Here is a 13,234-nt window from a genome sequence, read left to right as displayed (position 1 = left end):
TGCCAGCAGCCGCGAAGAGGGGCTGGGCGTTCACGATGCCGCCAGCCGGCCGAGCGGTCGGACCGACAGGAGAGGACTCATGAAGTTCAGAAATGCCCCCTTTGCCGTCCTGGGCGCGGCAGGCTCGCTGATGGCGATGACCGCCATGGCCTTCGGCCAGGACGCAACCGCGCCGGCGGCCGATGCGGCGCCGGCTGCGGCCGCCGCGGCGGCCCCGACGCTCAGCTCGGGCGACACCGCCTGGATGATCGTCTCCTCCCTGCTGGTCCTGATGATGATCGTGCCGGGTCTCGCCCTGTTCTATGGCGGCCTCGTCCGCGCCAAGAACATGCTGTCGGTGCTGATGCAGTGCCTGCTCATCGCCTCGGTGGTGATGGTCATCTGGATCTTCTACGGTTACAGCCTCGCGTTCACCGACGGCAGCTCGCTCATCGGCGGCCTGTCCAAGGCGTTCCTCGCCGGCATCGACAAGGACACGCTGTCGGGCAGCATTCCGGAATACGTGTTCATCGTGTTCCAGATGACCTTCGCGGCGATCACGCCGGCCCTCATCGTCGGCGCCTTCGCCGAGCGGATGAAGTTCTCCGCCGTGCTGCTGTTCATGATCCTCTGGGTCACCTTCATCTACCTGCCGATCGCGCATTCGGTCTGGCAGTCGACCGGCTGGCTGTTCAAGGACGGCGCGCTCGACTTCGCCGGCGGCACCGTCGTTCACATCAATGCCGGTATTGCGGGCCTCGTCGGCTGCATCCTGGTCGGCAAGCGCATGGGCCTCGGCAAGGATCTGATGCCGCCCCATTCGCTGACCAACTCGATGATCGGCGCCTCCCTCCTGTGGGTCGGCTGGTTCGGCTTCAACGCCGGCTCGGCGCTGGCCGCCAACGGCACGGCCGGTCTCGCCACGATCAACACCTTCGTCGCCACGGCCGGCGCGGCCATCGGCTGGGTGTTCATCGAATGGATCGTCCGCGGCAAGCCGTCCATGCTCGGCGCGATCTCGGGCGTCGTCGCCGGCCTCGTCGCGGTCACCCCGGCAGCCGGCTTCGCCGGTCCGGTCGGTGCGATCGTGCTCGGCTTCGTTGCCTCGATCGTCTGCTTCTTCTTCGTCACCACGGTCAAGAACGCCTTCGGCTATGACGACAGCCTCGACGTCTTCGGCGTCCATGGCATCGGCGGCATCGTCGGCGCGCTCGGCACCGGCATCCTCGTCTCCTCGTCGTTCGGCGGGACGGGCTATGCCGAAGGCGTGACGATGGGCAGCCAGATGTGGGTCCAGGTCAAGGCCGTGCTCTTCACCATCGTGTGGAGCGGCGTCGGCTCGGCGATCCTCTACAAGATCGTTGACGTCATCGTCGGCCTGCGCGTCCGTCCGGAAGTCGAGAGCGAAGGCCTCGACATCAACGAGCACGGCGAGCGCGCCTACCACTCCTGATCCCGGTCGGGGCGCCGCAGGGCGCCCCGGTCCTCGCGATGCCTCGCCTCCCCTGGCGCACCGCTCCTCCCAAGGGTGCGCCCCGAGCGCGAAACCTGGCCCCGGCTCCCCGCCGGGGCCTTTTCTTTTCGGTCCGATCGTTCTCCCGCGGCCGGCTGCCGATGGTTAAAGGCGGCTTAACCAAGGGCGGCTAACATCCCCTCGCAATTCGCAGAGAGGATCGGCATGGCCGGCACCACGAGCGCCACGAGGCTCGTCTCGCCCTTCGCCCGTTTGAACGAACGCCTTGCGGGGATTCCGCCGGGACGCGCGCCGATCAATCTCGGCCTCGGCGAACCGCAGCATGCCGTCCCGCCTTTCGTCGGCCCGACCATTGCCGCCCATATCGACGCCTTCGGCCGCTACCCGCTGATCCGCGGTACCGACGATTTCCGCACGACCATCGCCGAATGGCTGGGACGCCGCTACGCGCTGGTCCACACCATCGATCCGGAGCGGATGGTTCTGCCGCTCAACGGCTCGCGCGAGGGGCTGTTCTTCGCCGCGCTCGGCGCGCGCGAGCGCTCGCGCGCCATCGCCCGCCCGGCCATGCTGTTGCCCAACCCGTTCTACCAGGCCTATGCGGCGGGGGCGGAAGCGGCCGGCGCCGAGATCGTGCTCTATGAGCCGGAGGACGGCGGCGCGCTGCCCGACCTGTCGGCGATCCCGGAAGAGACGCTCGCCCGCACCATCGCCGTCTATGCCGCCTCGCCGTCGATCCCGCAGGGCGGAGTCGCAACGCTCGGCGCCTGGAAGCGGCTGATCGAGGCGGCGCGGGCGCACGACTTCATGATCCTGGCGGACGAGTGCTACTCCGAGATCTATCGCGCCACGCCGCCGCCCGGCGTGCTCGAGGCAGCCGATGCGATGGGCGAGGGCTATGGCAATGTCCTCACCTTCCACTCGCTCTCCAAGCGCTCAAACCTGCCGGGGCTGCGCTGCGGCTTCGCGGCCGGCGATCCCGGCTTCATCGCCGGCTGGACGCGGCTGCGCAACATGGCGGCGCCCCAGGTGCCCACGCCGATCCAGGCTGTCGCCGTCGAGGCCTATCGCGACGAGACCCATGTCGAGGCCAATCGCGCGCTCTACAACGAGAAATTCGCTATGGCCGAGGCAATGCTCGGCGAGCGACTCGGCAAGGTTCCAGCGGGCGGCTTCTTCCTCTGGCTGCAGGTCGGCGACGGCGAGGCGGCCGCCGTGCGGCTCTGGGAGCGTGGCGGCGTGCGCACCATCCCCGGCGGCTATCTCGCGCTCCCCGACGCGCAGGGCCGCAATCCGGGCGATGCCTATCTGCGCGTCGCAATGGTCCAGGACGTCGATGTGACCCGCGAAGCGCTCTCCCGCATGGCCGAGCTCCTCGGATGATCGTGAAGGACATGACATGACGATGCGATCGATCCGCTCCGACAGCCTTCCGATCGGCCCCGACTCCGAGGGATTGCGCCCCTTCATCAAGCGCCATCTCGGGCTTCTTATTGGCGCCGCGCTCATCGGCGGAACGGCTGCCGTCGCCATCGCGCTCGCCACATGGACCGTCGACGACCCTTCGCTGTCCTATGCCGTCGCCAAGCCGGTCTCCAACGCGCTCGGACTGCCCGGCGCGATCATTGCCGACCTGCTGATGCAGTTCTTCGGCATCGCCGTCGTCGTCCTGCTGGTGCCCGCCGTCATCTGGGGATGGCGTGGCTTCTTCGCCGGCAAGCGCCGCTTCCGCTACACGATGCTCGCCAGCTGGCTGGCGGCCGGCATCTTCGGCGCTGCCGCCGTTGCCTATCTCTCTGTCACCACGCATTGGCCGCTGCCGACGGGCATGGGCGGCGTGTTCGGCGACCTCGTCGCGCGCATTCCCGGCCTCATCTTCGCGAATGCCGACAGCTTCACCGGGCGGCGCGCGGCACAGCTCGTCTTCGCCTGCCTCGCGGCGCTCGCGCTGGCGCATGCGCTCGGCTTCGTGCCCTCGCGCCGGCCGGTCCGCGAACCGCGCCAGGCCGCCACCCGCGAGGCGGCGCAGAACCGCGCCAGGCGCGCGGCGCAGCCGATCAACGACGACGATGCCGACGAGAGCGACGAGGGCACGGGCTTCCTCGCCGTTCCGCTCGGGGCGCTCGCCCATTGGGGCTATTCGCTGCGCGCCGGCGCCGCGCGACTCTTCCGCCGGCGCCGCGCCGAGGAGCCGGTCGCCGCCATCCGCACCGCACGCAAGGGCGAGCGCGTTGAGCCGCAGCTCGGCGGCCCGGCCCGCACCGCGGCCTCGGCGTTCGACGATCTCCATGACGAGGAGGATGACGAGCCGCTCGACCTGCCGCAGGAGCGCGCCAGCGCCGCCGCGCCGCGCGTCACGGCGCCGGCCGCCCGTCCCAAGCCCGGCAAGCGGCTCGCGCAGGAGGCGCAGGTCTCGCTGCTCCGGCCCGAGACATTCGAGCTTCCGACCCTGCATTTCCTTGCCGAGCCGAAGGCCGTCGACCCGCGCGCCCGGGTCAATCTCGACGCGCTCGAACAGAATGCGCGCGTGCTCGAAGGCGTGCTCGACGATTTCGGCATTCGCGGCGAGATCATCAATGTCCGTCCCGGCCCTGTCGTGACGCTCTATGAGCTCGAGCCTGCGCCCGGCATCAAATCCTCGCGCGTCATCGGCCTTGCCGACGACATCGCGCGGTCGATGAGCGCCATCGCCGCCCGCGTCGCCGTCATTCCCGGCAAGAACGCGATCGGCATCGAGCTGCCCAATGCGCGGCGCGAGATGGTCTATCTGCGCGAGATGCTGGCGGCCGAGGATTTCGAAAAGTCGAAGGCGCGCCTGCCGATCAGCCTCGGCAAGACGATCGGCGGCGAGCCGGTGATCGTCGATCTCGCCCGCATGCCGCATCTCCTCGTCGCCGGCACGACGGGCTCGGGCAAGTCCGTCGCCATCAACACCATGATCCTGTCGCTACTCTACCGGCTGACGCCGGCCGACTGCCGGCTGATCATGATCGACCCCAAGATGCTGGAACTGTCGATCTATGACGGCATCCCGCATCTGCTGACGCCGGTCGTCACCGACCCGAAGAAGGCGGTCGTCGCGCTCAAATGGACCGTGCGCGAGATGGAAGACCGCTATCGCAAGATGTCGAAGGTGGGCGTGCGCAACATCGACGGCTACAATGCCCGCGTCGGCCAGGCGCGCGAGAAGGGCGAGGTGCTGACGCGCACGATCCAGACCGGCTTCGACAAGGAAACCGGCGAGGCGGTCTACGAGCAGGAGGAGCTGCCGCTCGATCCGATCCCCTACATCGTCGTGATCATCGACGAGATGGCCGACCTGATGATGGTCGCCGGCAAGGACATCGAAGGCGCGATCCAGCGTCTCGCCCAGATGGCTCGCGCCGCCGGCATCCACGTCATCATGGCGACGCAGCGCCCCTCGGTCGACGTCATCACCGGCACGATCAAGGCGAACTTCCCGACCCGCATCTCGTTCCAGGTCACCTCCAAGATCGACAGCCGCACCATTCTCGGCGAGATGGGCGCCGAGCAGCTGCTCGGCCAGGGCGACATGCTCTACATGGCCGGCGGCGGCCGCATCCAGCGCGTACACGGCCCCTTCGTCTCCGACGAGGAGGTCGAGAAGGTCGTCCGCCATCTCAAGGTGCAGGGCCAGCCCGACTATCTCGACGCGATCACCGAGGATGACGGCGAGGGCGATGAGGGCGGCGCTGGCGGCGAGGCTTCGCTGCTGTCGGGCGAAGAATCGAACGATCTCTACGACAAGGCGGTGGCGGTCGTGCTGCGCGATCGCAAGGCCTCGACCTCCTATATCCAGCGCCGGCTCTCGATCGGCTACAACCGCGCGGCTTCACTGATCGAGCGCATGGAGAAGGAGGGGCTCGTCGGCCCGGCCAACCATGCCGGCAAGCGCGAAATCCTCGTCGGCGGCGAGGACGAGGGGCGGTTCTGAGCGGCGGCCAGCCGCGAAATCGCCATCAAGCACACCTAGATCCCTTCCGCAGCGGCAGGGAGCGTGAGAGGCTTCCGCCGCCAATTCCGGATCGGTCTGGTCTTCCGGCCGGAGCCCGCGCTTCCCGGCGACCATGTCCGCGGGCCGACAAACCGCCCCGCGGCGGAGCTGCACGTTGACCCCTGGCCGACTATGGCCGGCCGCAATCGGCCGTCCGGTCGGCCTTCGCGACACGAAGGATTGCCATGACGGCACGCAACACGGCTTCCGGCACCACGCGACGTGCCCTCATCGCCTCCGGCCTCGCGCTCGCCATCGCCGGCATTGCCCGACCGGCGCAGGCGGCGTTCTCCGCGACCCAGGCGGCGACGCTGAAGCAGATCAACAACTACTTCAATTCGATCCGCACCATGCAGGGCCGCTTCATCCAGTTCGGGCCGAATGGCGAGCAGTCGGAAGGCGTGTTCTTCATCTCGCGCCCAGGCAAGCTGCGCTTCCACTACAGCCCGCCGGTCAAGATGGACGTGATCTGCGACGGCAATCAGGTGGCCGTGCGCGACAGCAAGATGATGACGCAGGATCTCTATCCGCTGTCGAAGACGCCGCTGCGCTATCTCCTCGCCGACCGGATCGACCTGACCTCGTCCGACATCGTCCAGAAGCTGGTCGAAGAGCCGGACCTGATCTCGCTGATCCTCGCGCAGGATCCGAATCTCGGCGACGGCTCGCTGAAGCTCATTTTCGACAAGCAGAACCTCGAGCTGCGCCAGTGGGTGGTCACCGACGCGCAGGGCCTCGACACCTCGGTCGCGATCTACGATGTCGAGCTCGGCCGGCCGGCCGATCCGAAGAACTTCAAGATCGATTACTACCTGCCGAGCACGAAACTGCGCTGATCGCGGCGATGTGAAGACGGATTGCTCCCTTCCGCTTGAATTCGCCGCGCGACGTTCCAATCTTATTGGCATAGCGGGACGCCCCGACGCTCGGTAGTGCCCCCCGTCTCACCGAGCAAGAGTCCCGCCGGTGCCCTGTCCCCCCGACAGGCGCCACGCGCCCCGAGCGCAACGCCCAGCCTCCCCCCGGGGCTGGGCGTTTCTCTTCTTGGCCCGCGGCCCCGAATTTCGTATTCCCGGCGGATTGCACGGGGGGATGGCTCGATGACGCTGACGATCGCGACCTGGAATATCAACTCGGTCCGGCTGCGGATCGATCTCGTGACCGCGTTTCTCGAAGCTCACAACCCCGACATTCTCTGCTTGCAGGAGATCAAGTGCGCCGAGGCGAATTTTCCCGCCGGCGCCTTCACGCGGCTCGGCTACAAGCATCAGGTCGTGCACGGCCAGAAGGGCTATCATGGCGTCGCGACCGTCTCGCGCCATCCCTTCGTGGAGTCGGGCCGGCGCGGCTTCTGCGGCAAGGACGATGCCCGGCATGTGCAGGTCGTGCTTCCCGATCGCGACGTGCCGATCACGCTGCACAATTTCTATGTTCCGGCCGGCGGCGACGAGCCCGATCCGGCCATCAACGAGAAATTCGCGCACAAGCTCGCCTTCCTCGAGGAGATGAAGTCCTGGCTGACCGGCGCGGAGACGAACCGGCCCGCCATCCTGGTCGGCGATCTCAACATCGCGCCGCTCGAGCACGATGTCTGGTCGCACAAGCAATTGCTGGATGTCGTCAGCCACACGCCGGTCGAGACGGAACTGCTCGGCGCGGTGCAGCAGGCCGGCGGCTGGATCGACGCGATGCGCCATTTCGTGCCGTCCGACGAGAAGCTGTTCACCTGGTGGAGCTACCGGGCGCAGGACTGGGCCGCCTCCGATCGCGGCCGGCGGCTCGACCATGTCTGGGTGACGCCGCCGCTGCGCGGCCGCCTGCTCGGGATCGAGGTTCTGCGCGAGGCCCGCGGCTGGGCGCGCCCCTCCGATCACGTCCCTGTAATAGCCCGCATTGCGGCTTGAGGCAGGCGCGTTGAGCCGACGCTTGTCTTCACTGGCAGACCATTTCAAATTCATGTAAATGGACTACCAATCGTGGGGATTTTACCCACGATGGAACGATCGCCGGGGGGTGACGTTGTACGTGCTCGTCATATTGTCCATCGTCTATGGCACGACAGAGGAGACCAGGGGCCTCGCCGTGTCTTCGTCTGTGTCGGCCGTCGGAGGCTTCCGTACCCTGGCCGCATGCCGGGCCGCCGGCCAGCGCCTCCTGACCGCGCCGCGGCCGCCCAATCTCGAACTGCGTTTCAGCTGCGAACTGTCCGAATAGGACCGCGTCTCGGACGCGGGCCCCTCCGGCGGCGGCGATTGTCCACAGAGAAATCTGAGAGCAAGACCCGACGGGCTGCCGCAACCATGCGATGATGCAAGGATCGGATAAGCGCTGTTGCCTTATGGGCACAGAGGGCCTGGCCGACTCAGCCTAGATTCGATCGTTGCAGCGGGGAGGCGTGCGTGCTCGAGTCGGCAGATTATTATGTCGAGTTTGACGGCTTCGAAGGCCGTTCGATGATCAGCCACGACGGTGTCGCCGTTGCCCGGTTCGAATCGCACGACGACGCGCTGAGGATGGCGACGCATCTTGCCAACTCGGCGTCCGAGCTTGGGATGTATGCGCGCGTGATCGAGGTCGACGACGACCGGCACGGTTCGATCATATTCGAGCGCGACCCGATCGACGAGGCCGACCTTCCCTGGGACGACGTCGAGATCTGACCACGGCGAGGCGCGGAGAAGGCGGATTCCGGTCAGAAGTCCACGTCCAGCGCCAGATCAGTTCGGCGTCTCCATGCGCGCCAGACAGCGGGCCTGATCGCGCGGGCGACCGAGCTCCTCGAAACGCGACGCCGCCTCGTCGAAGGCCGCCAATGCCCTGACTTCCTTGTTCTGCGCGCGCCGTTGGACGCCTCTCGCCTCCCAGAGCGCGGCGACCCACGGCCCTCCATGCCACATGCCCGCGATCCGTTCGGCCTCGCTCAGGCGACGATCGACATCGTCGAGTTCACCGGCCTCGGCCAGGGCGATCACCGACGCGGTGCGCAGCGCCATGGAGCAGGGCTGACAAGCACCGTTCGTCAGCAGCCGGTCGCCGGCAAGGATGGCTTCCGCGGCCTTTTCGGGCGTCGGGGCGGCGCGCACGACAAGGGCCTGCATCCGCATCACGAGATGCGGCGACAGCCAGGATCGCTCGGCCTCCGCAAGGCCCCGCTGGATCAGGCGATTGGCGCGCCAGTTCTGACCCCGCTCCAACGCGATCTCGGCCAGCCTTTCGAGGGCGAGGACACGGCCGGCAACGGCATCCGCCTCCCGAAGCAGGCGCTCGGCCTCCTCCAGAAACTGCTCCGCCTGATCGAGCTCGCCCGAAAAGAGAGCCGCCTCTCCGAGCAGCAGGCTGGCGAGTGCCGCGCCGGCGGTCGAGCCGGCGTCGACGGCGACAGCGCGCAGTTCGCGCGCCTGCTCGGCGACATAGCCGTGGCCCGACGGGCTGCACAGGCAGAATTCCGAAAGACAGAGATGACCGTCGAAGACCTGCTGGACGAAGGTCGGCTTGGCGCGAACCCATTCGATGAATTCGGAACGGAACAGTTCGCGCCACCGATCCTGCATCTTCGCGGCGAGCCCGAGCAGCGCGCTCGCCTCGCCGACCTCGCGCGCGAGGCCCGCACCGAGCGCCAGATCGCGGGTCTGGCGCGCGATCTCGCCGGCCTTGTCGAACGCGCCGCTCTGAAGGTGGACCAGTCCCCAGGCGAGCGAGGCACGGATCTGGTCCGACGGACTTTCGGGCTCGGCGCCCGCCAGCGCCAGCGCCCTCTCATAGAGCGCGATCGCCGCCGCGCTCGGGCCGACGCCGAGCTCTGCACGCAGATTGGCGCGAAGCTGATTGAACTGGCGGATCGCTTCACCGCGATTGCCGGCATCGAGCGCCGCCTGCATCAGCGCGCATTGGGCCTGCTCGTCCGTCGGATCGAGCACGATCAGGCGCTGCCAGAGCGACCCGGCCCGCAGCAACTCGGCATAGAGCTGCTGCAGGCGGCTGCGCGGACCGTTGAGCCATTCGGCATAGGGATCGTCGGGGAGGAGCGAACCGGTATAGAGATCGGCCGCGCGTTCATGCGCGCCGGGTTCCTTGCTGCCGAGCGCAACCTTTTGAGCAGCCTCGAACAGCTCCGTGTCGATCTCCAGATCCTCGCCCGGCGCGAGCGCGACGACGTCGTTGCTGAGCTGGATGAGGTCGTGCACGCCGAGGGCGCGACGCGCGAAGTGAATGGACTTGCGCAAATTCGCTCCGGCCGCCTCCGTGTCGAGGTCGGGCCAGAAGATGGCCATTGCCTGCTCGCGATGGATGCGATGAGCCGGCGAAATAGCGAGTAGCTTCACCAGCGCGGCGGCACGATCGCGACGCCATTCCGCGGCGGGAACCGGACGACCGTCAAGGGCGACTTCGAAACGACCGAGCAGACTGATCGAGACACGCAAGCCGGCACCGTCGCATGAGGGCTGCCACGCGGCACAAGGCCGCCAAAGAGCGGCCTTCACCAAGTGGCGTTCGCCGAGGAACGATGGCGGAACATAGGTTTCCTATCGTGCCCATGCAATCGAATTTCCGGTTGGAAGGGACACGCCAATGACGCTTCGAATCAACGATATCGCCCCCGATTTCACAGCCGATACCACCGAGGGCCGGATCTCCTTTCACGAATGGCTCGGAAAGGACTGGGGGATCATCTTCTCCCATCCCAAGGATTTCACGCCGGTCTGCACGACGGAGCTCGGCTACATGGCGCGCCTCAAGCCCGAATTCGACAAGCGCGGGGTCAAGGTCATCGGCCTCTCCGTCGATCCGGTCGAAAGACACGCCGGCTGGGCCGCCGATATCGGCGAGACGCAGGGGGTCGCTCCCAACTTTCCGATGATCGGCGACCCCTCGCTGGCGATCTCGCAGCTCTACGACATGCTGCCAGCAGCGGCCGGCGACAGCTCGGATGGCAGGACGGCGGCGGACAACCAGACCGTGCGCACCGTCTACATCATCGGGCCGGACAAGAAGATCAAGCTGATGATCGCCTATCCGATGACAACCGGCCGGAACTTCGACGAAGTCCTCCGCGTCATTGACAGTCTCCAGCTTACCGCCAAGCATCGCCTCGCGACGCCCGTCAACTGGCAGCCCGGCGACGACGTCATCATTGCGGGCTCCGTCTCCAACGAGGAGGCGCGCAGGCTCTATCCGCAGGGCTGGAAGGAGCCGAAGCCCTATATCCGCATCGTGCCGCAGCCCGTGCTGACCTGACGCCAAATGCGGCGAGGACGCGCGACTGCGCCCTCGCCGCCTCTCTTCCATACGCCGCCCGGGACCAGATGGCCCGGGCAAACGATCCGCACATCCAAGGAATGGAGAGACAGTCATGACTACCGCAAGCAAGCCCCGCATCGTTGTCCTTGGCGCCGGATTCGGCGGTCTGGAGCTCACCACACTTCTTTCCGAAGCCTTGGGCGACAGCATCGACGTGACGCTCATCGACAAGGGCGACGCCTTCGTCTTCGGGTTTTCCAAGCTCGACGTGATGTTCGGCCACCGGGAACCCGAATCTGTCCGTCTGCCCTACAGCCACTATGCGAAGCCCGGCGTGCGCCTCCTGAAGCGCACCATCACGGGCATCGATCCCGAGCGGCGTCGCGTCACCACGGATGACGGCGTTTTCGACGCCGACTATCTCGTGGTCGCGCTGGGGGCCGAATATGATTTCAACGCGACGCCCGGACTTTCGGGAACCACGGAGTTCTATTCGGTCCCGGGCGCGGAACGGCTCCGCGGCGTGCTGCCGACCTTCACCGGCGGCAAGGCGCTCATCGGCGTGTGTGGCGCGCCCTACAAGTGCCCGCCCGCGCCGAGCGAATGTGCCCTGATGCTGCATGACTATCTCGTGAAGCGCGGCGTGCGCGAGGCGTGCGAGATCACGCTCGTCCTGCCGCTCGGCACGCCGGTTCCCCCGTCGCCCGAAACGTCGCGCGCGCTCATGGCCGCCTTCGCGGAACGCAATATCGACTTCGTCGGCGGCCGGCGCGTCGCCTCGATCGACAATGATCGCAATGTCGCAACGCTCGACGATGGACGCGAAATGCCGTTCGACCTGTTCCTCGGCGTTCCCAAGCATCGCGTGCCACCCGTCGTCCTCGAAAGCGGCATGTCGGAAAATGGCTGGATCCCGGTCAATCCCCGCACCCTCGAGACGAAATACGAGAACGTCTATGCGGTCGGCGACGGTGCCAATACCGGCACGCCCAAGGCGGGCGTCTTCGCTGAAGGAGCGGCCCGGGCCGTCGCCAGCGCGCTGATCGCGCGGCTGCGCGAGAGCGGCGACGTCGTGCCCTATAATGGCTTCGGCACCTGTTACATCGAGTTCGGCGCGGGGCGCATCGGCAAGGTCGAGGTCGACTTCTTCTCCGGCCCGACCCCGACCGGAAACTATTACGAACCCTCGGTCGACCTTCGGAAGGACAAGGAATTCTTCGGCTCCAGCCGGCGCGCGCGCTGGTTCGGTCTCGGCTGAACGAAATCGAGAATTGCGCGGGCTCAGCAGGGGAAGGCTGCCGCAGACGCGCGGCGCCGGAAATCAGGCCGGCGCCATACATCTTCCTGCCTCAGCGGGGCGCCGGTTCGCCTCGAACAGGGACCAGCACCGGCGCTCCGCCTCGTCGATCCACACGTCGATGAGGCTGGCCGAGGCGTCCATCATACGGCGATTGTCGTCGGCGAACGCCCCGGTCGGCGCCGCCGCGATATGCGACGTGGCGTCGGCGCCGAGACGGGGCGTGGCCCGCCGACATGGAGCCTTTACTGCGCTGCCGGAGCGGCAGCCGGCGTTGGCGCTGGGGCCTTGGCCTGTTCCTGCTGCTTCGGCGCCGGAGCGCCGAGTGCCTTGATCCGGGCCTTTACATAGGCGGGGGCGCCGGGCTGAGCGGCGGCGAGCTGGTAGTAGCGCAGCGCCTCCTTGCGGCTCGCCTTCACGCCATTGCCGCTCTCCAGCAGCGAGGCATAGCTCGCCTGGGCCAGCGCATTGCCCTGGTCAGCCGATGCCTTGAGCAGGGTAGCGGCCGTCTTGGCGTTCTTCTTCACGCCCTGCCCTGAGAGATACATCTGCGCGAGCTTGAACTGGCTCCACGCATTACCCTGATCGGCAGCCTTCTGGTAGAATTGGGCGGCTTTCTTGATGTCCTTCGGGACCGACTTGCCCTCGAAATACTTATCGCCGAGCGTATACTGCGCCCAGGCATTGCCGAGCTCGGCCGCCTTCTCATAGTCCTTCAGGCTCGCGACCGGATCCGCTGCGACGCCCTTGCCGGCCTCGAGCACGCGAGCCAGGCTGTAGACACCCCAGGGATTGTCCTGCGCCGCGGATTTTGCAAACAGCTCCGCCGCCTTCTTGTCGTCCTGCGGCACGCCCTTGCCCGACTCGTAGAGAAGGCCGAGGCTGTATTGGGCCCAACTGTTATTCTTGCCGGCCGACCATTTGTACCATTTGGCCGCTTCCTTATAGTCCTGCTTGACGCAGTTTCCCGCCTCATAGAGCTTGCCGACATTGAGCTGGCCCCAGGCGTCGTTCTTGTCCGCCGCCATCCGGTAATAGGCAAGGGCATGGAAGCAATCGCCAGCCGCGAGTGCCTTGTCGCCGGCTTCATTCGGCCCTGCCAGCGCCAGGGCGCCGCCCCCGAACTGGATGATCGCGGCCAGCATGGCCGCGCCGAGGCCGCGGCGGACCGCATGGCGATGCCAGATGTCGGGATGCTCTGTGCTGCGCGATTGCATGGACCGACGTCTCC

The 13,234-nt window shown here is 67.0% G+C and carries 10 protein-coding genes; 8 read left to right on the top strand and 2 right to left on the bottom strand.

Translation table 11 applies throughout. The annotated features are described in order from the left end of the window. Window positions 1-79: 79 nt before the first annotated feature. The 6 genes from GGR25_RS21810 (at window position 80) to GGR25_RS21785 (ending at window position 8,128) form a co-directional block, all read left to right on the top strand. On the top strand, window positions 80-1,432 hold the full coding sequence (locus GGR25_RS21810; RefSeq protein ID WP_183401006.1) for an ammonium transporter: 1,353 nt from the start codon (window positions 80-82) through the stop codon (window positions 1,430-1,432). Window positions 1,433-1,657: 225 nt separating this feature from the next. Continuing rightward, window positions 1,658-2,836 carry an aminotransferase class I/II-fold pyridoxal phosphate-dependent enzyme gene (locus GGR25_RS21805; RefSeq protein WP_183401005.1) on the top strand — a complete coding sequence of 393 codons (1,179 nt, stop codon included), beginning with the start codon at window positions 1,658-1,660 and terminating at the stop codon, window positions 2,834-2,836. A gap of 22 nt (window positions 2,837-2,858) precedes the next feature. Continuing rightward, window positions 2,859-5,408 carry an FtsK/SpoIIIE family DNA translocase gene (locus tag GGR25_RS21800; RefSeq protein ID WP_183401306.1) on the top strand — a complete coding sequence of 850 codons (2,550 nt, stop codon included), beginning with the start codon at window positions 2,859-2,861 and terminating at the stop codon, window positions 5,406-5,408. A 245-nt stretch (window positions 5,409-5,653) separates the two neighbouring features. After that, a complete protein-coding gene (locus GGR25_RS21795; protein WP_183401004.1) occupies window positions 5,654-6,304 on the top strand; it encodes a LolA family protein in 651 nt (216 codons plus the stop codon). Window positions 6,305-6,568: 264 nt separating this feature from the next. Beyond that, on the top strand, window positions 6,569-7,372 hold the full coding sequence (gene xth / locus GGR25_RS21790) for an exodeoxyribonuclease III (protein ID WP_183401003.1): 804 nt from the start codon (window positions 6,569-6,571) through the stop codon (window positions 7,370-7,372). Window positions 7,373-7,867: 495 nt separating this feature from the next. Then, window positions 7,868-8,128, top strand: a complete 261-nt coding sequence (locus tag GGR25_RS21785; protein WP_183401002.1) for a hypothetical protein — start codon at window positions 7,868-7,870, stop codon at window positions 8,126-8,128. Between the two features lie 57 nt (window positions 8,129-8,185). On the opposite strand, the gene GGR25_RS21780 is transcribed toward GGR25_RS21785, so the two are convergent. Continuing rightward, complete coding sequence (locus tag GGR25_RS21780; protein WP_246410176.1) at window positions 8,186-9,739, bottom strand: AfsR/SARP family transcriptional regulator; 1,554 nt, start codon at window positions 9,737-9,739, stop codon at window positions 8,186-8,188. A gap of 298 nt (window positions 9,740-10,037) precedes the next feature. On the opposite strand from GGR25_RS21780, the gene GGR25_RS21775 reads away from it, so the two are divergent. Further along, complete coding sequence (locus tag GGR25_RS21775; protein WP_183401000.1) at window positions 10,038-10,703, top strand: peroxiredoxin; 666 nt, start codon at window positions 10,038-10,040, stop codon at window positions 10,701-10,703. A gap of 115 nt (window positions 10,704-10,818) precedes the next feature. Further along, entirely contained in the window at window positions 10,819-11,964 is a 1,146-nt protein-coding gene (locus tag GGR25_RS21770; protein ID WP_183400999.1) for an NAD(P)/FAD-dependent oxidoreductase, read from the top strand. A gap of 284 nt (window positions 11,965-12,248) precedes the next feature. On the opposite strand, the gene GGR25_RS21765 is transcribed toward GGR25_RS21770, so the two are convergent. Further along, window positions 12,249-13,220 (bottom strand): tetratricopeptide repeat protein, encoded by a 972-nt coding sequence (locus GGR25_RS21765; protein WP_183400998.1) that lies wholly within the window; start codon window positions 13,218-13,220, stop codon window positions 12,249-12,251. Between the last annotated feature and the right edge of the window lie 14 nt (window positions 13,221-13,234).

The organism is Kaistia hirudinis (assembly GCF_014196455.1).
GTDB lineage: Bacteria > Pseudomonadota > Alphaproteobacteria > Rhizobiales > Kaistiaceae > Kaistia > Kaistia hirudinis.
Note: the sequence above shows the minus strand (reverse complement) of the source record. Positions and strands in the feature narration are given on the sequence as shown.